The 20,436-nt window shown below is 73.4% G+C and carries 13 protein-coding genes; 5 read left to right on the top strand and 8 right to left on the bottom strand.

Annotated elements, in window-relative coordinates:
- Window positions 1–105 precede the first annotated feature (105 nt).
- The 3 genes from A8713_RS12105 (at window position 106) to A8713_RS12095 (ending at window position 7,971) form a co-directional block, all read left to right on the top strand.
- Window positions 106–774 carry an HAD family hydrolase gene (locus A8713_RS12105; RefSeq protein WP_064537460.1) on the top strand — a complete coding sequence of 223 codons (669 nt, stop codon included), beginning with the start codon at window positions 106–108 and terminating at the stop codon, window positions 772–774.
- A gap of 506 nt (window positions 775–1,280) precedes the next feature.
- Window positions 1,281–6,215 (top strand): NAD-glutamate dehydrogenase, encoded by a 4,935-nt coding sequence (locus A8713_RS12100; protein WP_064533415.1) that lies wholly within the window; start codon window positions 1,281–1,283, stop codon window positions 6,213–6,215.
- Window positions 6,216–6,453: 238 nt separating this feature from the next.
- Complete coding sequence (locus A8713_RS12095) at window positions 6,454–7,971, top strand: hypothetical protein (RefSeq protein WP_443069713.1); 1,518 nt, start codon at window positions 6,454–6,456, stop codon at window positions 7,969–7,971.
- A gap of 19 nt (window positions 7,972–7,990) precedes the next feature.
- Here the strand turns inward: A8713_RS12095 and A8713_RS12090 are convergent, their stop codons facing one another.
- On the bottom strand, window positions 7,991–8,788 hold the full coding sequence (locus A8713_RS12090) for an ABC transporter ATP-binding protein (protein WP_064533414.1): 798 nt from the start codon (window positions 8,786–8,788) through the stop codon (window positions 7,991–7,993).
- Window positions 8,781–9,695, bottom strand: a complete 915-nt coding sequence (locus tag A8713_RS12085) for an ABC transporter permease (RefSeq protein WP_064533413.1) — start codon at window positions 9,693–9,695, stop codon at window positions 8,781–8,783. The genes A8713_RS12090 and A8713_RS12085 overlap by 8 nt, the downstream gene beginning before the upstream one ends.
- Window positions 9,696–9,889: 194 nt before the next feature.
- Between A8713_RS12085 and A8713_RS12080 the strand changes: the two genes are divergently transcribed.
- Window positions 9,890–10,516, top strand: a complete 627-nt coding sequence (locus A8713_RS12080; RefSeq protein WP_064537458.1) for a TetR/AcrR family transcriptional regulator — start codon at window positions 9,890–9,892, stop codon at window positions 10,514–10,516.
- A gap of 138 nt (window positions 10,517–10,654) precedes the next feature.
- Here the strand turns inward: A8713_RS12080 and galE are convergent, their stop codons facing one another.
- From galE to A8713_RS12060, 4 genes are all read right to left on the bottom strand, one after another.
- Complete coding sequence (galE, locus tag A8713_RS12075) at window positions 10,655–11,635, bottom strand: UDP-glucose 4-epimerase GalE (RefSeq protein ID WP_064533412.1); 981 nt, start codon at window positions 11,633–11,635, stop codon at window positions 10,655–10,657.
- A 67-nt stretch (window positions 11,636–11,702) separates the two neighbouring features.
- On the bottom strand, window positions 11,703–13,325 hold the full coding sequence (locus A8713_RS12070) for a glycosyltransferase family 2 protein (protein WP_064537457.1): 1,623 nt from the start codon (window positions 13,323–13,325) through the stop codon (window positions 11,703–11,705).
- A 55-nt stretch (window positions 13,326–13,380) separates the two neighbouring features.
- The gene (locus tag A8713_RS12065) at window positions 13,381–14,655 is read right to left on the bottom strand and encodes a glycosyltransferase 87 family protein (protein ID WP_064533411.1); all 1,275 of its coding nucleotides are present in this window, start codon (window positions 14,653–14,655) and stop codon (window positions 13,381–13,383) included.
- Between the two features lie 144 nt (window positions 14,656–14,799).
- On the bottom strand, window positions 14,800–15,327 hold the full coding sequence (locus A8713_RS12060; protein WP_064533410.1) for a MarR family winged helix-turn-helix transcriptional regulator: 528 nt from the start codon (window positions 15,325–15,327) through the stop codon (window positions 14,800–14,802).
- 152 nt (window positions 15,328–15,479) lie between these two features.
- Here A8713_RS12060 and A8713_RS12055 point away from each other — a divergent pair, with 152 nt between their 5' ends.
- On the top strand, window positions 15,480–15,893 hold the full coding sequence (locus tag A8713_RS12055; RefSeq protein ID WP_064533409.1) for an organic hydroperoxide resistance protein: 414 nt from the start codon (window positions 15,480–15,482) through the stop codon (window positions 15,891–15,893).
- 15 nt (window positions 15,894–15,908) lie between these two features.
- Here the strand turns inward: A8713_RS12055 and A8713_RS12050 are convergent, their stop codons facing one another.
- Window positions 15,909–18,176, bottom strand: coding sequence for a bifunctional glycosyltransferase/CDP-glycerol:glycerophosphate glycerophosphotransferase (locus A8713_RS12050; RefSeq protein WP_064533408.1), 2,268 nt, complete (start codon window positions 18,174–18,176; stop codon window positions 15,909–15,911).
- A gap of 8 nt (window positions 18,177–18,184) precedes the next feature.
- Window positions 18,185–20,428, bottom strand: a complete 2,244-nt coding sequence (locus A8713_RS12045; RefSeq protein WP_064533407.1) for a bifunctional glycosyltransferase family 2 protein/CDP-glycerol:glycerophosphate glycerophosphotransferase — start codon at window positions 20,426–20,428, stop codon at window positions 18,185–18,187.
- Window positions 20,429–20,436 lie beyond the last annotated feature (8 nt).

Genomic DNA, 20,436 nt, shown 5'->3' with positions numbered 1-20,436 from the left:
GCCGAGGGGGCTGGGAGGACCGCGCAGGCCGGGCAGGCCGGGCCGCCGAGGTGATCAGACCCCGCCCCGTGCCCGTTGTCAGTGGCGGCGGGTACGTTCTTCGGTATGGGGATGCAGTCGGGAGCGCACATCGTCTGGGACTGGAACGGCACGCTGTTCCACGACAACGACGCGATCATCGGGGCGACGAACGCGGCCTTCGCCGAGCTGGGCATGGAGCCGATCACGCTGGAGCGCTACCGGGCGCTGTACTGCGTGCCGGTGCCGAAGTTCTACGAGCGGCTGATGGGGCGGCTGCCCACGGACGCCGAGTGGCAGGTCATGGACGACGCCTTCCACCGGCACTACACCGAGCACCGGGCCCGCTGCCGGCTGGCCGACGGCGCGGTGGAGCTGCTCACGGGCTGGGCGTCGGCCGGGCACAGCCAGTCGATCCTCAGCATGTACGGGCACGAGGACCTGGTCCCGCTGGTGCGGGGCTTCGGGATAGAGACGCACTTCATACGCGTGGCGGGCCGGACCGGTCCCTCCGGCGGCAGCAAGGCCGAGCACATGGTGCGGCACCTGGGCGCGCTGGCCGAGGACGTCGACCCGGCGCGCACAGTGGTGATCGGCGACGCGGCCGACGACGCGCTGGCCGCGCGGCACGCGGGGGCGCGGGCGGTGCTGTACACGGGCGGGTCGCACAGCCGGGCCAGCCTGGAGGGCGTCGGCGTCCCGGTGGTGGACACCCTCCGGGAGGCGGTCACCGAGGCGCAGCGCCTCGCCGCCTGAGGGCGCCCGGGGGTGCCGGAAGGAGACCGGAGCCGGGCGGCGGCGCCACGCACCTCCCGCCGCGTCTGTCCCTGTGCAGAACGTCAAAGTTCCACCCCCGGTTTTGTACACATACGGCTCATGACGGGGCACCCGTGAAGAGCGATAGCCTGGTGGCGTGATCAGCGCGATAGTTCGCGGGGGCGCGCTCGCCTCCGCTCTGCGCCCGGAGTGCACGGACCACATCCGTGACCGGGCGGCGGTCGCTGGTCCTCGCGGGTCGGCCGGGGCCTTTCCGTACCCCACAGCCTCCAGGACGCCGGGCCGATGCCCGGCAGCGGCGCGGGCGAGAGCAGCGTCACACTCCACGGACGCGTCGAAGTTGGCCGATAACCCCCCGCTCTTCTCACCTCTCGGCATAGCGTCGGAAAGGTCCGGACACCCCGGACCGCGACGTCACGCCGGAAGGGCCGAGACCGTACTTCCTTCAACGTCACGCAACGGCGCGCGACAGGAGCCAGAGGACAATGCAGACCAAGCTGGACGAAGCCAAGGCCGAGTTGCTCGAAAGGGCCGTTCGGGTAGCTGAGAACAGTCCGGCCGGGGGGCACCTCCCGGCCGGGATGACGGGCGAGGGCACCCCGGACCGGGACTGTGTGCTCGCCTTCCTCCAGCGCTACTACCTGCACACCGCACCCGAGGACCTCGCGGACCGCGACCCGGTCGACGTCTTCGGAGCCGCTTTCTCGCACTACCGGCTGGCCGAGAACCGCCCGCAGGGGACGGCCAACGTCCGGGTGCACACCCCGACCGTCGAGGAGAACGGCTGGACGTGCAGCCACTCCGTGGTCGAGGTCGTCACCGACGACATGCCCTTCCTCGTCGACTCGGTCACCAACGAGCTGACCCGCCAGGGCCGCGGCATCCACGTCGTCGTCCACCCGCAGGTCGTCGTCCGCCGCGACGTGACCGGCAAGCTGCTGGAGGTGCTGCCCGCCGCGCCTGCCGGTGAGCCGCTGCCGCACGACGCGCACGTCGAGTCCTGGATCCACGTCGAGATCGACCGCGAGACCGACCGGTCCGACCTCAAGCAGATCACCGCCGATCTGCTGCGCGTCCTGTCCGACGTCCGCGAGGCCGTCGAGGACTGGGAGAAGATGCGCGACGCGGCCATCCGCATCGCCGAGGGCCTGCCCGACGAGCCGGTCCCCGCCGACCTGCCCGGACAGCAGGTCGAGGAGGCCCGCGAGCTGCTGCGCTGGCTCTCCGCCGACCACTTCACCTTCCTCGGCTACCGCGAGTACGAGCTGCACGGCGACGACACCCTGGCCGCGGTGCCCGGCACCGGTCTGGGCATACTGCGCTCGGACCCGCCGCACGCGGGCGAGGACAGCCACCCGGTCAGCCCGTCCTTCGAGCGGCTGCCCGCCGACGCCCGCGCCAAGGCCCGCGAGCACAAGCTGCTCGTGCTGACCAAGGCCAACAGCCGGGCCACCGTCCACCGGCCGTCCTACCTGGACTACATCGGCGTCAAGAAGTTCGACGCGAACGGCGAGGTGATCGGGGAGCGCCGCTTCCTGGGCCTGTTCTCGTCCGCCGCGTACACCGAGTCGGTGCGCCGGGTGCCGGTGATCCGCCGCAAGGTCGAGGAGGTCCTCGCCCTCGCCGGCTTCTCGCCCAACAGCCACGACGGCCGCGACCTCACCCAGATCCTGGAGACCTACCCGCGCGACGAGCTGTTCCAGACGCCGGTCGCCGAGCTCCAGGCGATCGCCACCTCCGTGCTCTACCTCCAGGAGCGCCGCCGGCTGCGGCTGTACCTGCGCCAGGACGAGTACGGCCGCTACTACTCGGCGCTGGTCTACCTCCCGCGCGACCGCTACACCACCGGCGTGCGCCTGCGGATCATCGACATCCTGAAGGAGGAGCTGGGCGGCACCAGCGTCGACTTCACGGCCTGGAACACCGAATCGATCCTGTCCCGGCTGCACTTCGTGGTCCGCGTCCCGCAGGGCACCGAGCTGCCCGAGCTGTCCGACGCCGACAAGGAGCGCATCGAGGCCCGGCTGGTGGAGGCCGCCCGCTCCTGGGCCGACGCCTTCGCCGAGGCGCTCACCGCCGAGCTGGGCGAGGAGCGCGCCGCCGAGCTGCTGCGCCACTACGCCGCCGCCTTCCCCGAGGGCTACAAGGCCGACCACAGCCCGCGCGCCGCCGTCGCCGACCTGGTCAACCTGGAGCAGCTGGACGACGACAAGACGTTCGCGCTCAGCCTGTACGAGCCGGTCGGCGCCGCCCCCGAGGAGCGCCGTTTCAAGATCTACCAGAAGGGCGGCTCGGTCTCCCTCTCGCAGGTGCTGCCGGTGCTCAGCCGGCTCGGTGTGGAGGTCACCGACGAGCGGCCGTACGAGCTGCGCTGCGCGGACCGCACGACGGCCTGGATCTACGACTTCGGTCTGCGCATGCCCAAGGCGCCCGCGGGCGGCGGCGACTACCTCGCCGACGACGCCCGCGAGCGCTTCCAGGACGCCTTCGCCGCCGCCTGGACCGGCAAGGCGGAGAACGACGGGTTCAACGCGCTGGTGCTGAGCGCCGGACTGGGCTGGCGCCAGGCCATGGTGCTGCGCGCCTACGCGAAGTACCTGCGCCAGGCGGGCTCCACCTTCAGCCAGGACTACATGGAGGACACCCTCCGCAACAACGTCCACACCACCCGGCTGCTGGTCTCCCTGTTCGAGGCGCGGATGGCGCCCGAGCGGCAGCGCGCGGGCCACGAGCTGGTCGACGCCCTGCTCGAAGAGCTGGACGCGGCCCTGGACCAGGTGGCCTCCCTCGACGAGGACCGCATCCTGCGCTCCTTCCTCACCGTCATCAAGGCGACCCTGCGCACCAACTTCTTCCAGGAGAGCGCGGCCGGCCGGCCGCACGACTACGTCTCCATGAAGTTCGACCCGCAGGCCATCCCGGACCTGCCCGCACCGCGCCCGGCGTACGAGATCTGGGTGTACTCGCCGCGGGTGGAGGGCGTGCACCTGCGCTTCGGCAAGGTCGCCCGCGGCGGTCTGCGCTGGTCCGACCGGCGCGAGGACTTCCGCACCGAGATCCTGGGCCTGGTCAAGGCACAGATGGTGAAGAACACCGTGATCGTGCCGGTCGGCGCCAAGGGCGGCTTCGTCGCCAAGCAGCTCCCGGACCCGTCCGTGGACCGGGACGCCTGGCTGGCCGAGGGCATCGCCAGCTACCGGACGTTCATCTCGGCGCTGCTCGACATCACCGACAACATGGTGGCCGGCGAGGTCGTGCCCCCGCGGGACGTGGTCCGCCACGACGGCGACGACACCTACCTGGTGGTCGCGGCCGACAAGGGCACGGCGACGTTCTCGGACATCGCCAACGAGGTCGCCGAGTCCTACGACTTCTGGCTCGGCGACGCCTTCGCCTCCGGCGGCTCCGCGGGCTATGACCACAAGGGCATGGGCATCACCGCCCGCGGTGCCTGGGAGTCGGTCAAGCGGCACTTCCGCGAGCTGGACGTCGACACCCAGTCGCAGGACTTCACGGTCGTCGGCATCGGCGACATGTCCGGCGACGTGTTCGGCAACGGCATGCTGCTCAGCGAGCACATCCGCCTGGTCGCCGCCTTCGACCACCGGCACATCTTCATCGACCCGAACCCGGACGCGGCCACCGGCTACGCCGAGCGGCGCCGCCTGTTCGACCTGCCGCGCTCCAGCTGGGCCGACTACGACACCGCGCTGGTGTCGGCCGGCGGCGGGATCTTCCCGCGCACGCTGAAGTCCATCCCGGTCAACGCGCACATCCGCGAGGCGCTGGGCATCGAGGACGGCGTCACCAAGATGACCCCGGCCGACCTGATGCGGGCCATCCTCAAGGCCCCGGTGGACCTGCTGTGGAACGGCGGCATCGGCACGTACGTCAAGGCGTCCACCGAGTCCAACACGGACGTCGGCGACAAGGCCAACGACGCCATCCGGGTCGACGGCCGCGACCTGCGGGTCCGGGTCGTCGGCGAGGGCGGCAACCTGGGCTGCACCCAGCTCGGCCGGATCGAGTTCGCGCAGACCGGCGGCCGGGTCAACACCGACGCCATCGACAACAGCGCGGGCGTGGACACCTCCGACCACGAGGTGAACATCAAGGTCCTGCTCAACGGGCTGGTCACCGACGGCGACATGACCGTCAAGCAGCGCAACAAGCTGCTGGCGGAGATGACCGACGAGGTCGGCGCGCTGGTGCTGCGCAACAACTACGCGCAGAACACGGCGATCGCCAACGCCCTCGCCCAGTCCAAGGACATGGTCCACGCCCAGCAGCGCTTCATGAAGCACCTGGTGCGCGAGGGCCATCTGGACCGGGCGCTGGAGTTCCTGCCCACCGACCGCCAGATCCGCGAGCGGCTGGCCGCCGGACACGGCCTGACCGGTCCGGAGACGGCCGTCCTGCTGGCGTACACGAAGATCACGGTCGCCGAGGAGCTGCTGCACACCTCGCTGCCCGACGACCCGTATCTGCGCGGGCTGCTGCACACCTACTTCCCGACCCAGCTGCGCGAGCGGTTCGAGGAGCAGATCGACCACCACCCGCTGAACCGCGAGATCACCACGACCGTCCTGGTCAACGACACGGTCAACACCGGTGGTACGACGTATCTGCACCGGCTGCGCGAGGAGACCGGGGCGTCGCTGGAGGAGATCGTCCGGGCGCAGACCGTGGCCCGTACGATCTTCCGCTCGGCACCGGTGTGGGACGCGGTCGAGGCGCTGGACAACAAGGTCGAGGCCGAGGTCCAGACCCGTATCCGGCTGCACTCGCGCCGCCTGGTCGAGCGCGGCACCCGCTGGCTGCTGAACAACCGGCCGCAGCCGCTCCAGCTCGGCGAGACGGTGGAGTTCTTCGCCGACCGGGTCGAGCAGGTGTGGGCGCAGCTGCCCAAGCTGCTCAAGGGCGCGGACCAGGAGTGGTACCAGCAGGTCTACGACGAGCTGTCCGCGGCCGGCGTCCCGGACGAACTGGCCGCGCGGGTGGCCGGGTTCTCCTCCGCCTTCCCGGCGCTCGACATCGTCTCGGTGGCCGACCGCATGGGCCGGGACCCGATGGACGTCGCCGAGGTGTACTACGACCTGGCCGACCGGCTCGCCATCACCCAGCTGATGGACCGCATCATCGAGCTGCCGCGCGCCGACCGCTGGCAGTCCATGGCCCGTGCGGCGATCCGCGAGGACCTGTACGCGGCGCACGCGGCGCTGACGGCCGACGTCCTCGCCGTGGGCGACGCCGCCGCCACGCCGGAGCAGCGCTTCGAGGTGTGGGAGGAGAAGAACGCGGCGATCCTCTCCCGGGCCCGCACCACCCTGGAGGAGATCCGCGGTTCGGACGCGTTCGACCTGGCCAACCTCTCGGTGGCCATGCGGACGATGCGGACGCTGCTGCGCACCCACTCGTAGCGCGCACCGCCGGTGTACGAGGGCGCCCCGGGCCGGACGGCCCGGGGCGCCCTCGCGTCGTCCGCTCCGGCCGCCCTGGCCGCTCCGGGCGCCTCGTTCCGCCGGGCGGGAAACTCCGCACGGCGTCCGGTAGCCTTTCCGGCTAATCAGGATCATTCGGTTAAAGTTGCGCGCGTGATGGTGAAACGCGCCCGGTACACCGCCTCCGCCGCCCACCGCGCCCCGGTCCTTCCTCGCGATGCGCGCCGCGCCGCCTGAGGCGCGTTCCGCCGGCCGAGCGGCGTCCCGGCCGCCGGTCGGCCGCGTGAAACGTTCCGCCGCGCCCCGGGCCGCCGTCGCGCTGCTCCTCGTCCTGCTGCTCCTGGTGATCGTCCGGCTGCCCTGGGCCGGTGACCTCGGCATGCACGCGGCCACCGTCGAACGCCTGCGGCACAGCCTGCTGCACCCCGGCAACCCGCTCGTCGCCGCCGACACCCCGAGCCCCTACTACTCGCCGTGGATGCTGCTGCTCGGCTGTGTCGCGCGGGTCGGCGGCTGGTCGGTCTTCATCGTGCTGCGGCTGGCCGCGCTCGCCGGACTCGCGCTCCTGGCCACCGGCGTGCGCCGGTACGTACGGACACTGAGCCCGCATCCGGCCGCGCCCGCGCTGGCCGCGCTGAGCCTGGTGCTGCTGTGGGGCACCGTGCTCATCAACTGGAGCGGCTTCCTCTCCCTGAACTCGCTGGCGCTGACGGTCTCCTACCCCAGCGTGTTCGCCCTCGGGCTCTCCTTCCACCTGTGGGCGTGGCTCAGCCGGACGCTGCGCGCGCAGGCCGGCTGGGAGGTGTGGCTGGGCACCGGCGTGCTGTGGGCGGTGATCCTGCTCTGCCACCAGTTCACCGGGGTGGTCGCCACGCTGGGCGCGCTCGCCACGGTCGTCGCCGCCCGGCCGCCGCGCGCCCAGCGGCCGCGGATCGCCGCGGCGGCCGGGCTGGGTCTGCTGGTGCTGTGGCTGTGGCCGTACTACGACTTCTTCGCGCTGTTCTCGGCCGGTGACGGGCTGGCGAGCGTGCACCGCGCCCTCTACACGGACTTCGCGGGCCGGTACTGGCTGGCGCTGCTCGGGGTGGCGGCGCTGGTGCTGCGGTACCGGCGCGACCGGCGGGACCCGCTGGTGATCTTCTGTGCGCTGGGCGCGCTGGTGTGCGCGGCGGGCTTCGTCAGCGGCCACTACTCCTGGGGCCGGGCGCTGCCCGCCGCGCTGGTCCCGGCACAGCTCGCCATCGCCCTTGAGGTGTTCGGCGGGGGCCGCCGCGCGGTGCGCCTGCGCTGGGCCTGGGCACTGGCCGCGGCGCTCGCCGTGGGCGCCTGGACGCAGGCGGGGGTGGTGGGATACGTCGTGGGACGGGACGCGCTGCCCCCCGTGCTCGCCGCGCGCTACACGCCCCCCTGGACCGGATACCACTGGATCACCCCGCATGTGCGGTACGGCGATGTGGTGATGGCCCGGGACTTCCCGTCCCGGCTGGTGCCCGCCTACGGCGCCTACACCGTGGCGCCCGGCTACCCGGAGTTCTTCCTGCCGGACGCGGCCCGGCGGGAGCGGGCCGCCGAGCGCTACTTCGCGCGCGGCACACCGCGCGGCGCCCGCCGGGACATCCTGCGCACGTACCGCGTGCGCTGGGTCCTCGACGGCCGCCGCCCGCAGCGGGATCCCGGCCTGCGCCCGGTGGCCGGCGGACCGGGCGGGCAGGTGCTGTACGCCGTGACGCGGTGAGTCCGCGGGCGGCGGCCGGCTACTTGGCGTTGGTGAACGCCTCGTACTCCTTCAGGACCTCGTCGGTGGGCCCGTCCATGCGCAGTTCGCCGCGCTCCAGCCAGAGCACGCGCTCGCAGGTGTCGCGGATGGAGCCGTTGCTGTGGCTGACCAGGAACACCGTGCCCGCCTGCTTGCGCAGCTCGCGGATGCGCCGTTCCGAACGCCGCTGGAAGGAGCGGTCGCCGGTGGCCAGCGCCTCGTCGATGAGCAGCACGTCGTGGTCCTTGGCGGCGGCGATGGAGAAGCGCAGCCGGGCCGACATGCCGGAGGAGTACGTCCGCATGGGCAGCGAGATGAAGTCGCCCTTCTCGTTGATGCCGGAGAAGTCGACGATGTCCTGGTAGCGCTCCCTGACCTGCTCGCGGGACATGCCCATGGCGAGACCGCCGAGGTGGACGTTGCGCTCGCCGGTCAGGTCGTTCATCAGCGCCGCGTTCACACCGAGCAGGGAGGGCTGGCCGTCGGTGTAGATCTTGCCGCTCTCCACCGGCAGCAGCCCGGCGACCGCCTTGAGCAGGGTGGACTTGCCGGAGCCGTTGGTTCCGATGAGGCCGATCGCCTCGCCCTTGTAGGCGACGAACGACACCTTCTTCACCGCGTGCACCCGGCGCACGCCCGACGCCTTCTCGGCCTTCCCGGGCCGCAGGATGCGGTTGAGCGCGGCGGTCGCCGAGCCGCGCCCGGCGCCCGTGCCGTGGACACGGTAGACGATGTCCACCTTGTCGGCGATGACGGTGGGGATGTTCTCGCTGGTCTGCTCGGCCTGCTCAGCCACGTCCGTACCTCTCCTCGGCCTTCCAGAAGTAGACGAAGCCGCCGACACCGGCGAGCAGCGCCCAGCCCAGCGCGTACGCCCACACGTGGTGCGGGAGCTGGTGGGCCTTGAAGCTGTCGATGAGCGCGAAGCGCATCAGGTCGATGTAGACGGCGGCCGGGTTGGCCTCCAGCAGCTTCTGGAGCAGGTGCGGGACGTTGCTGTGCTTGAGCGTCTTGTCGATGCTCCACATGACGCCGGAGACGTACATCCAGGTGCGCAGCAGGAACGGCATCAGCTGGGCGATGTCCGGGGTCTTGGCGCCCAGCCGGGCGACGACCATCGACACGCCCGCGTTGAAGACGAACTGGAGCACCAGCACCGGGACGGCCAGCGCCCAGGAAGCGGCGGGCATCACACCGAAGCAGAGCAGGATCACCACGAGCGCGCACATCGAGAACAGCAGCTGCTGGAGCTGCTGGAGCGCGAAGGAGATGGGCAGCGCGGCGCGCGGGAAGTGCAGGGCCCGCACCAGGCCGAGGTTGCCGGAGATCGCCCGGGTGCCCGCCATGATCGAGCTCTGGGTGAACGTCCAGACGAACACACCGGTGACCAGGAACGGGACGAAGTCCGCCACGTTCTTGCTGGTGCCCAGCAGGATGCCGAAGATGAAGTAGTACACCGCGGCGTTCAGCAGGGGGGTGGCGACCTGCCAGACCTGCCCGAGCTTCGCCTGGCTGTACTGGGCGGTGAGCTTGGCGGTGGCGAACGCGGTGATGAAGTGCCGCCGTGCCCACAGCTCGCGCACGTACGCGGGCAGGGAGGGGCGGGCGCCGCTGACCGACAGGCCGTGCCGGGCGGCGAGCGCCGCGAGATCTTCTTCGGCGGGCGCCGGGCTCGAGGGCGGTGTGTGGAGGACCTGACTCACATCCGCTGCTTTCGTTCGGGGGGTATTCGGGTGGATCCGGGGGAGGTGACGCGGCTGCCGGTTCCGCGTCCGCCACCCGTTGCCTCGGCTTCTCTTTACGTCGCCGGGACGGGACCGTATCGTCGCAACGTGAGCGTAGGCCCAAGTAACGTCGCGACGCAACCGTTTCGTCGTAACGCCCTATGCTGGGCGGCATGACGACGAACGCAGGCGAACCCCAGACGCGCCCGCGCCGTCGCGCTCCCGCCGGGGCCGCCGTGCTCCGCGAGGACGTGACGGACGCGATCCGGGCTGCCGTCTTCGCGGAACTCGCCTCGGTCGGCTACGCGCGCATGTCCATCGAGGGCATCGCCCGGCGCGCGGGCGTCGGCAAGACCGCCGTGTACCGCCGCTGGCGCTCCAAGCTGCACCTGGTGCTCGACGTCGTCTCCGCGCTCGCCGTCCAGGGCCTGCCCGCCCCCGACACCGGGTCCCTGGAGATGGACCTGCGCATGCTCTACGAGGTGACCTCCCGCGCCCTGCGCCATCCGGTGGCCTCGCAGATCCTGCCCGACCTCCAGGCCGAGGCGGCCCGCAACCCCGATCTCGCCGAGGCCGTGCAGAAGGCCCTGCGCGCCGGTCAGGAGGGCGTCGCCAGCAGCATCCTCGCGGCGGCGGAGGCGCGCGGGGAGGTCGGTGCCGGTGTGGACCACGACCTGGCCCTCGACCTGATCTCCGGCCCGCTGTACTGGCGCGCGGTCGTGATCCGTACGCCCAAGCTCCCCAAGGGCTATCTGGGCGCGCTCGCGCGCGGCACGGCCGAGGCGCTCAAGGCCCTGTGACACCGGCCGGCCGCCGGTGCGCGAGCGGTCCGGCCGCCCGCCCACGGCACGGCGCCGCGCGCCCGCGCCCGCGGGAGCGCGGCGGCGACGGCGCCGGGGCCCGCCGCGGGGCCGTCCGGGCGGGCCGTGCCGCGGCCGTCAGGCGCCGGCCGTCCCGGGGTGGTGGCGGACCCAGCCCGCCCAGGCGGACGTGATCATGTCCTGGACGTCGTGGCGGGCCTTCCAGCCGAGCGTGGCGGCGGCGCGGTCGGCGGAGGCGACGACACGGGCCGCGTCGCCGGGGCGGCGCGTGGTCACCACCGGGGCGCGGTGGTGACCGGTCACCGAGCCGATCGTGTCGATCATCTCGCGCACCGAGACGCCCTCGCCGCGCCCGATGTTCAGGGTCAGGTCGCGGCCGGGGGCGGCGCGCAGCGCGCGGGCCGTGGCGACATGGGCCTCGGCGAGGTCCACCACGTGGATGTAGTCGCGCACGCAGGTGCCGTCGCCGGTGGCGTAGTCGTCGCCGAAGATCTGCGGTGCCTCGCCCTCCGTCAGCTTCTCGAAGACCATGGGCACGAGGTTGTAGACGCCGGTGTCCGCCAGCTCGGGAGTGGCCGCGCCCGCCACGTTGAAGTAGCGCAGGGAGGCCGTGGCCGTCCCGCACGCCCGGCCCGTCGCGCGCACCAGCCACTCGCCGGCCAGCTTGGTCTCCCCGTACGGCGACAGGGGCGCGCACGGGGTCTCCTCGGTGACCAGGTCCACGTCCGGCATGCCGTAGACGGCCGCGGAGGAGGAGAAGACGAAGGCGTCCACCGGGGCCGCCGTCACGGCCTCCAGCAGGACGCGCAGGCCCTCCACGTTCTCCCGGTAGTAGTGCAGGGGCAGCTCGACGGACTCGCCGACCTGCTTCTTGCCCGCCAGGTGGACGACGCCGGTGATCCGGTGCCCGGCCAGGGTCCGCTTCAGCCGTTCGCCGTCCAGGGTGGAGCCGACGACCAGCGGGACACCGTCCGGCACGCGGTCGGCGATGCCCGTGGACAGGTCGTCGTAGACCACGGCCCGCTCGCCCGCTTCGGTCATCGCGCGAACGACATGGGCGCCGATGTAGCCGGCGCCTCCGGTGATCAGCCAGGTCATGGTGGGCGTCTCCTCGTCAGTTGGCCCGGGTGGTGCTGTGGTGCTCGGTACGTGAGAGGTACGTGTCCTACCCGGCCCCCCGGCGCAGCAGCCGGCGGAGCCTGCCGCGCAGGATGGCCGCGGCACCGCGCCAGCCGGTCGCCAGGCGCAGGGCCAGCGCACCGGAGTGCGTGGCGTAGGGCTGGACCAGCAGGATGCCGAAGCGCAGGTTGGGCAGGACGGTCCGGCGCAGCAGCCCGGGACCGGCCCAGGCGTGCCCCGTCGTCTCGCGGGAGGTGCCGTCGGCGAAGCACACCCGCAGTTGCAGGTCCCAGGTGCCCGCGCCGAGCGCCGTCAGGTCCACGAACGTCTCGGCCCGCCAGGTGTCGCCGGTGTCCGGCCGGAGGGCGACCGTGGTGCGCTGCGCGGAGCGGCCCGCCTCGCGGTGCACCCACTCCACCTCCAGCGTCCGCGGGCCCGCCTGCGCCACCCCGCCGTACATCTCGTGCAGCCGGAGCCGCAGCAGGGTGGCGCCCCGCGCGCGGGGGCGCAGTGCCGCGTCCACGGCGAGCGGCAGCAGATGGGCCGGCCGCGTCAGGTAGGGCTCCAGGGTGAGCTGGGGCAGGTCCTCCGACCAGATGGGCACACCGTGCCGGTCCCGTACGTAGGGCGGGCACAGCCGCTCCGGGCGGGCGGCGAGCTCCTTCAGGCGCGGCAGGTCGCGCGGTTCGGGCGAGGCCAGGATCACCCGGGCGAGCAGCCGTCCCGGCGCGGTCGGCTCGCTCGTCCAGTCGGCCGCGTCGTACCCCCGCAGATAGGCCCGGGTGTGCGTCCACCAGGCCCGCCGGTACCCGGCGTCGCGCAGGCTCAGCTCGCGTGCGTACATGCGCAGCTCGTGTTCGAGGAACTTGGCGCGGGCCGCCCGCGCCAGTTCCTTGCGCCCGGCGTTCAGCAGGATCTCGTACGCCTGCCGGGCGGCCTCGGCGCGCGCCTGCCAGTTCCGGATGTGCGCCCGGTCCAGTGAGATGGACAGCTGCTCCGCCTCCCGGCGCACGTGCCAGACGTACACCTGGTCGGGGACGAGGGCCACGCGCGGCGCCGCGGCCAGGACGCGGGCGGCGAAGACCAGGTCCTCGTAGGGGAAGCGGCCCTCCGGGAAGCGGACCGCGTGCTCCCGAAGGAAGTCGGTGCGGTACAGCTTGTTGACGCACAGCGTGTCGTGCACGAGGTCCGTCATCTCCGCGGGGCTGGTGAGGACCCGGCTGTGCGCGTACAGCTCCTCCTCCCAGGCCACCTCGAGACCGGAGGGCAGCTCGCGGCGTACGCACAGGCCGCCCGCGACCTCGGCGTGCTCCTGCTCCGCCGTGGTGAGCAGCGCGTCCACCGCGCCCGGCGGCAGGACGTCGTCGCTGTCCAGGAACATCAGATAGGGCGCGGTCACCGCGTCGATGCCGGTGTTGCGCGGGGTGCCGCAGCCGCCGCTGTTGGTCTCGTGACGGATCACTCTCAGTCTCGGCTCCCCCTCCGCGAGGCGGACGAGCAGCTCGTAGGTGCCGTCCGTCGAGCAGTCGTCGACAGCGATCACCTCGCGGACCATGGGGCCCTGGACGAGTGCCGAACGAACCGCGTGCCCTATGCGGTCGACGTCGTTGTAGCCGATGACGACGACGCCCACATGGGCGGCCTGGTGCGGGTGGGGGTGCGGGTGCATGGAGTCCACGGCCCAATATCGTAGGTGCGGTCGGTAATCCCCCGTTAAGAGGAACTTAGCGTCCCGTGAGGGAGACGGTCGCCCTCCGTTCAGGTTCGACGTGCGGCACCGCTGCCTCCGTCGAGCGCCACAGCCGGACGAACGAGACTACCGTGGCGGCCGCCAGCAGGCCGTTGCGGGCCAGCATCAGCGCGCACCCGGCCCAGGTGGAGGCCTCCACCTGGCCGTAGAGCGTGGGATAGGCGACCGCGCTGACCAGGCAGGCCGGGGCGAGCAGGGCGGCGACGGGACGCTGGGTCGTGTGCCGTGAGGTGAGACACACCGCGGCGAGTCCGAGCAGCCAGATCATGTACTGCGGGCTGATCACCCGGCTGGTCACGGTGAACAGCAGGGTGGCGCTCAGCGCGGCGTCGCAGGGGGTGTCGGGGGCCCGGCGCCGGGCGCGCACGCGCCAGAGCAGCAGCGGCGCGAGGGCCGCGGCGGACAGCGCCAGGAAGACATGGGCCACGGTGGTGACGTACGGCCCGGTGAACTCCAGCGAGCCGTAGCGGTAGCGGACGACGCCCGGCCAGCCGGCGTGGGTCGCCAGGGCGAGCAGGGTGCCGCCGAACGACTCGATCTGCACCCCGCGCCCGCCCTGCCCGCGCAGGAAGGCCAGCGGGTTGCGGAACACCGCGGCGAGCACCAGCGCGGCGAGCGCGCCGGTCCCGGCCGCCCAGGTCCACGCCGAGCGGGTCGTATGGCCCCGGGGGGTGCCCAGCAGCACCAGCGCGGGCCACACCTTCATCAGCGCGCCCAGTGCGGCCAGCGCCCCGCAGGCGCGCGGGGAGCGGCGCAGGGCCAGCAGGGCGAGCACGGCGCAGGCGGTGACCTGGAGGTCGTAGCGGGCGAGCGGGACGTGCAGCAGCAGCGGCAGGCCCAGCGTCCAGTAGCGGGCGCCGCGCAGACTGCCGTCCGGCCGGGTGCCCGCGCGGGCCAGGGCCACCGCGATCACCGCGTCCGCGGCCAGGGCGAGCGCCACGAACGCCTGGAAGTACGTCAGCCAGGGCAGCAGCGCGGGGGAGAGCAGGACCGGTGCGGCGCCCGGCGGGTACTGCCAGAGCGGGTCGTGCGCGGGGAAGGCGCCGTGCGCCAGCACCAGGTACCAGTGGTGGTACAGCTTCCACACCTCGCGCGCCACGGCGCCGCCGCCCAGCGGGGGCAGCGTGTCGTGGGCGAGCAGGGTCAGTGTCGCCGCTCGGGTGAGGAGCCAGGCGGCCGCCAGGGCGAGGAGGCGGTGTCGCGTCGAGGTACGGGCCGGTGGCCGCGGCACGCTCCGGAAGGCACTCATCACCGCGGATCGTAGACCGCGCGAATGCCCTGTCCGTGCCGATACACGGCCACAGGCGGGTAAGAAGGCGGTAGGTGCGGTGAAACGGGTGTTCCGGGCCTGGGGGAGCGCGGCCTGCCGCGCCCGTCCGCCGGGAGCGGCGGCTCAGCCGCAGTGCGCGGTGCCCTCCGGGTCCGCCGCGCCGGCCGCGGGCCCGGACGGGCCCGGCACCGCCGAGTCCAGGGCGTCGGTGAGCCGGGCGAGGCGGACGTGCAGATCCTCGATCTCGTCCAGCCCCAGGCCGGTGGCCGCCATGATCCGGGGCGGCACGAGAGCCGCGCGCCCGCGCAGCGCGGTGCCCTCGGCGGTGAGCCGGACCCGGACCGACCGCTCGTCGTGCGCGCTGCGCTCCCGGGTCACCAGACCTGCCGCCTCCAGCCGCTTGAGCAGCGGGGAGAGGGTCCCGGAGTCGAGGCGCAGCCGCTCGCCCAGCTGTTTGACGGGGGTCTCGCCGCGCTCCCACAGCACCAGCATCACCAGGTACTGCGGATAGGTCAGGCCCAGGTCCTTCAGGAGCGAGCGGTAAACGCCGGTGAAGGCGCGCGAGGCGGCGTGCAGCGCGAAGCAGATCTGGTGGTCCAGGCGCAGCCACTCCTCGTCGGGGGCGGGGGGTCGCGGTACCTCGGTCGTCATGTGCCTCAGGGTACCCGAGGTACCTCGCGCATCATTCAGTTGTGCACAACTTAATTGTGTGCTCTACTCATGGCGCAAGAACCGCGGGGACCGCAAGAACCGCAGGAACCGCGGAAACGCACACCGATGTCTTCCGAGAGGGCTGGATCGCCATGGACACGCTCTACACCGCCGTCGCCACCGCCACCCACGGCCGCGAGGGCCGCGCCTACAGCTCCGACGGCAAGCTGGACGTGCAGCTCGCCGCGCCCGTGGAGCTGGGCGGCGACGGACAGGGCACCAACCCGGAGCAGATGTTCGCCGCCGGCTACGCGGCCTGCTTCGCCGGCGCCCTCGCCGTCGTCGGCCGCCGGGCCAAGGTGGACGTGAGCGACGCCGCGGTCACCGGCGAGGTCGCCTTCGGCAAGCAGGGCGAGGGCTTCGCGCTCGCCGTCACCCTGCGCGTCGAGCTGCCCGACACCGTGGACGAGGCCACCGGCCGCGAACTGGTCGAGCAGGCCCACCAGGTGTGCCCCTACTCCAACGCCACCCGCGGCAACATCCCGGTCGACCTCGTCATCGAGTGACCCGGGCGCGCACGCTCAGGACGGTGCGAGCCGGTCGTGCCCGGACGCCTGCGCGGGCACCTGGGCGCCGCCGCCCGGCGCCGTCCGCGCGGTGGCCGGGGCGGACGCGGGCGGCGTCCAGTCCCGCTCGCCCAGCAGCAGCGTGCGCACCACCCGCTCCGCCGCCCAGCCGTCGTCGAACTCGCAGAACCGCGCCCGGAACGCCGCCCGCAGCCGCGCCGACTCCGCGTCCCGCCAGGTCCCCGACGCCAGCAGCCACGCCAGCTCGCGGTAGGAGCGCGCCACATGGCCCGGCGGCTCGGCCCGCACGTCGAAGTACACGCCCCGGCTCGCCGTGTACGCGTCGAAGTCGTCGGCGTGCACCACGATCGGCCGGTCCAGGTTGGCGTAGTCGAACATCAGGGCGGAGTAGTCGGTGACGAGCACATCGGCGGCGAGCAGCACGTCCTCCACGTACGGCTCGTCCGTCGCGTCCACCAGCACCCCGCGCCGGTGCAGCTCGGCCAGGCCCAGACCACGCGCCGGACCGGCCGCGAGCGACGGGTGCAGCCGGACCACGAGGGTGTGCCCCTCGCCCAGGTCGGCGGCGAGCCGGGCGGGATCGAACCGCTCGACGTGCCCGCCGCGCCGGTACTCGCGGCGGGTCGGCGCGTACAGCACCACGGTGTGGTCCGCCGGGACGCCGAGCCGGGCGCGCACCGCCGCCCCGGCGTCCGGCGCCGCGCCCACCAGGACGTCGTTGCGCGGGCTGCCGGTGCGCGCGGAGCCGAAGCGGCACGGGTAGGCCCGCTCCCACACCAGCTCGGAGTGGCGGTTGGCGACCAGGCTGTGGTCCCAGCGGTCGGCCCGGCGCAGCATGCCCGGGACGTCCACGCCGTGCCGGGCGCCGGGCTTGCCCAGCAGATCGGCCCCCATGTACTTCAGCGGCGTCCCCTGGTGCGTCTGGATGTGCACGCTGCCGGGCCGCTTGCCGGGGACGTCGGGCCAGTTGACGTTGTTGACGAAGTACGCGGCGCGCGCGGCGAGCTCCCGGAAGCGCGGACCGCCGGGCACGACGTACTCGGTGCCGGGCGGCAGCAGACCGGCGCGCCGGGCCCGCTCGGGGTCGCGCACCACCCACACCCCGCGCAGCTGCGGGGCGATCTCCCGGGCCCTGCGGTACACCGCGGCCGGGTCGCCGAGCACCCCGCGGTGCGAGAAGGCCGAGTACAGGACCAGGTCCTCGGCCTGCGGCCGGCGGGCGTGCAGCGCGCCCCAGCCGTCCTTGGCCCGGCGCGCCGCGACCCGGCGGACCTGCCGCGCCCGGCGGCCCGCCTCCCGCCGCGCCCGCGCGGCCTGCCGCTGCAGCGCGTACGCCGCGTACCCGCCCTCCAGGACCCGCAGTCCGTCGGGCACGGGCACCCCGGCGGGCCGGTGCGCGGCGAACAGCTCGGCCGTGCGGCGGAAGAACTCCGCCTTGTCGGCCGGGGGCACCCGGTCCGGCTTGGCCAGGATGTCGAGGCAGTGCTCGCCCGCCTTGCGGTGCAGGTACGGCCGCCAGGACGCGAGGTCGGGCCGGTCGTCCAGATACGCGAACACCCGCTCGTACTGGTCGTGGATGTCGAAGTGCTTGCGGCTGGTGGTGGACAGGATGCTGCCCTGCCGGCGCTGCCGGTAGTTCAGGCAGATCCGGTCCAGCGCGGCGATCCGGTCCGCGGTGAGCAGCACCGGGAAGGTCCAGGGCGTGTCCTCGTAGTAGCCCGGCGGGAAGGCGAAGCCGTGCTTGTCGACGAAGTCGCGCCGGTACAGCTTGTTCCACACCACCATCAGCAGATCGAGGATCTCCGGGCGCTCGGCCGCCGTGAAGGTCCCCGCGCCGCCCGCCTCGGCCAGCACCCGCGCCAGGGCGTTGCGGCGCGTCCCGCCCCACCAGTAGGTGCGCGCGTAGTCGAAGACCAGCACGTCCGGGTCGTCGGTCTCGGCCAGCCGGTCCGCCATGGCGCGCAGCGCGCCCGGGGTGAGCGTGTCGTCACTGTCGAGGAAGAAGAGGAAGTCGCCGGTGGCCCGCTCCGCCCCCGCGTTGCGGGCGCGGCCGAGACCGGCGTTCTCCGGCAGGTGCAGCACGCGCACGCGCGCGTCGCGCGCCGCGTACTCGTCGAGGATCGCGCCGGAGCCGTCCGGGGAGCAGTCGTCGACGGCGATCACCTCGATGTCCCGGAAGGACTGCCCGAGGACCGAGTCGAGGCACTCGCGCAGGAAGCCCTGCACCTGGAAACAGGGGACGATGATGCTGAAGCGGGGCACTGCTGTCGTCAGCTCCTCACGAACGGGGCGGCGGACCTCGGGAAGGGCACCGCGGCCGGGGCCGGGGTGCGCGCGGCGAGCGGGACCACGGGCGGCAGCGCCTCCTCCGGCTCGCCGAGGAACACCCGGCGCACCACCCGCTCGGCGGCCCGCCCGTCGTCGAAGGCGCAGAACCGCTCACGGAACGCCGCCCGCAGCGCCGCCGACCGGGGCCCGGCGAACGCGCCGTCGCGGAAGAGGCCGGCCAGCTCGCCGGGGGTGCGCGCCACCGGCCCCGGCGGGGTCTCCAGCAGGTCGAAGCAGACGCCCCGCGTCTCGCGGTACACCTCCCAGTCGTCGGCGTACACGACGACCGGGCGGTCCAGGACGGCGTAGTCGAACATGATCGACGAGTAGTCGGTGACCAGCGCGTCGGCGGCCAGGCACACCTCCTCCGTGGAGCGGTGCCCGGTCACGTCGATGACCCGGCCGCTGCCCGCGCGCCCGCCCCGGTCGTAGAAGTAGTGGGCGCGCAGCAGGACGACGACGTCGTCACCCGCCGCCGCGCAGAACTCCTCCAGGTCCAGGCCCGGTTCGAAGCCGGTGCGGTGGTCGCGGTGGGTGGGGGCGTACAGCACGGCCGTCGCGCCCTCGGGCACGCCCAGCGCGCGCCGGATCGCGGCCACCTCCCGCGCACCGGCCGTCAGCAGCAGGTCGTTGCGCGGATAGCCGTACTCCAGCGTCTCGTACGCGCCCGGGAAGGCCCGCTCCCACACCTCGGTGGAGTGCCGGTTGGCGGACAGGTTGTGGTCCCAGCGGTCCACCCGGCGCAGCAGCCGGGTGAAGCTGCCCGACTGCGCCGCGACCACCGGGTACACCGACTGGTCGCAGCCCATCGTCTTCAGCGGGGTGCCGTGCTGGGTCTGAAGGTGCACACTGCCGGGCCGTTTGACGACGGCGTCCGCGAAGTTGGCGTTGTTCACCAGGTACTTGGCGCGGGCCAGCACCTTCCAGTAGCGCGGGCTGCCGGTCACCGCGTGGTCGACACCCTCGGGCAGGGTGTGTTCCTGGCCCGGCTCGACCAGGAACACCCCCCGCAGATGCGGGGCGAGTTCGCGGGCCCTGGCGTGCAGCGCGGCCGGATTGCAGGCGTAGCCGCGCCCCCAGTACGCGCAGTACACGACGAGGCGCTCGTCGAGCGGCCGGCGCAGGTGCCAGCGGTAGCCGAGGCGGGCGCGCACCCGGCGCAGGGCAGCGGCGGCGGTACGGCCCGCCCGCGCGGCCCGTCCGGCGGGCCCGGCGGCGGCGCCCAGCGCGCGCAGCGCCGGGTGGGCGCCGGTGGCGAGCAGCCGGTGCGCCGCGCCCGCGGCGCCCGGGGGCGGCCGGAACCCGGCCGGGCGGTGCGCGCGGTACAGCGCGCGGGCGGCGCGCAGGAACGCCCGGCGGCGCCCGGCGGGCAGCCGCTCCGGATGCCGGGCCGTCGCCACCACCAGCTCCATGACGTGCGCGAACAGCGGCACGTACCGCTCGGCGGCCAGGCCCGCCTCCGTGGCCCGGACGAGCACCCGCTCCGACTGGTCGAGGAGGTCGAAGTGGTGCTCGCCCGGGAGTTCGAGCCGGCTGCCCTGGCGGCGCAGCAGATGCCGTACGACGCTCTCGCGCAGCACCGCGACCCGCTCGGCGGCGAGCACCGCGCGCACGCCCCAGCCGAGGTCGGTGTGGTGGCCGCAGGAGAAGGCGAGGCCGTGGACGCTCACGAAGGCCCGGCGGTGGACGGCGCTCCACGCGGGCAGCCCCGCCCCGGTCAGCCGGGGGGCGTCGGCGGGCGCGAAGACGCCGTCGGGCAGCTCTCCGTCCGCGTCCCCGGCCGGGGGCACCCGCTCGGCCGTCCCCTCCCACCAGGGCGTCCGCTCGTGCGCGCAGTACAGCACGTCGACGTCGCCGGTCTCGGCCAGCCGCCCGGCCAGCGCGGTCAGCGCGCCCGGCGCGAGCACGTCGTCGCCGTCCAGGAAGAGCAGATAGGAGCCGGTCGCCGCGGCCGTCCCCGCGTTGCGCGCGCCGCCGAGACCGGCGGACGGCGGCGAGTGCACCGGCCGCACCCGCGAGTCCCGGCGGGCGCGGTCGGCGGCCACGCCCGCGGCCGGGGCGCCGGGCCCGTCGCAGACCGGGATCAGCTCGAAGTCGCCGTAGGACTGGGCGAGGACGGAGTCCAGCGCCAGGGACAGCCTGCCCGCCACGCCGTGGGACGGGACGATGATGCTGAAGCGGGGCATCCTGCTCT

The organism is Streptomyces sp. SAT1 (assembly GCF_001654495.1).
Lineage (GTDB): Bacteria > Actinomycetota > Actinomycetes > Streptomycetales > Streptomycetaceae > Streptomyces > Streptomyces andamanensis.
Note: the sequence above shows the minus strand (reverse complement) of the source record. Positions and strands in the feature narration are given on the sequence as shown.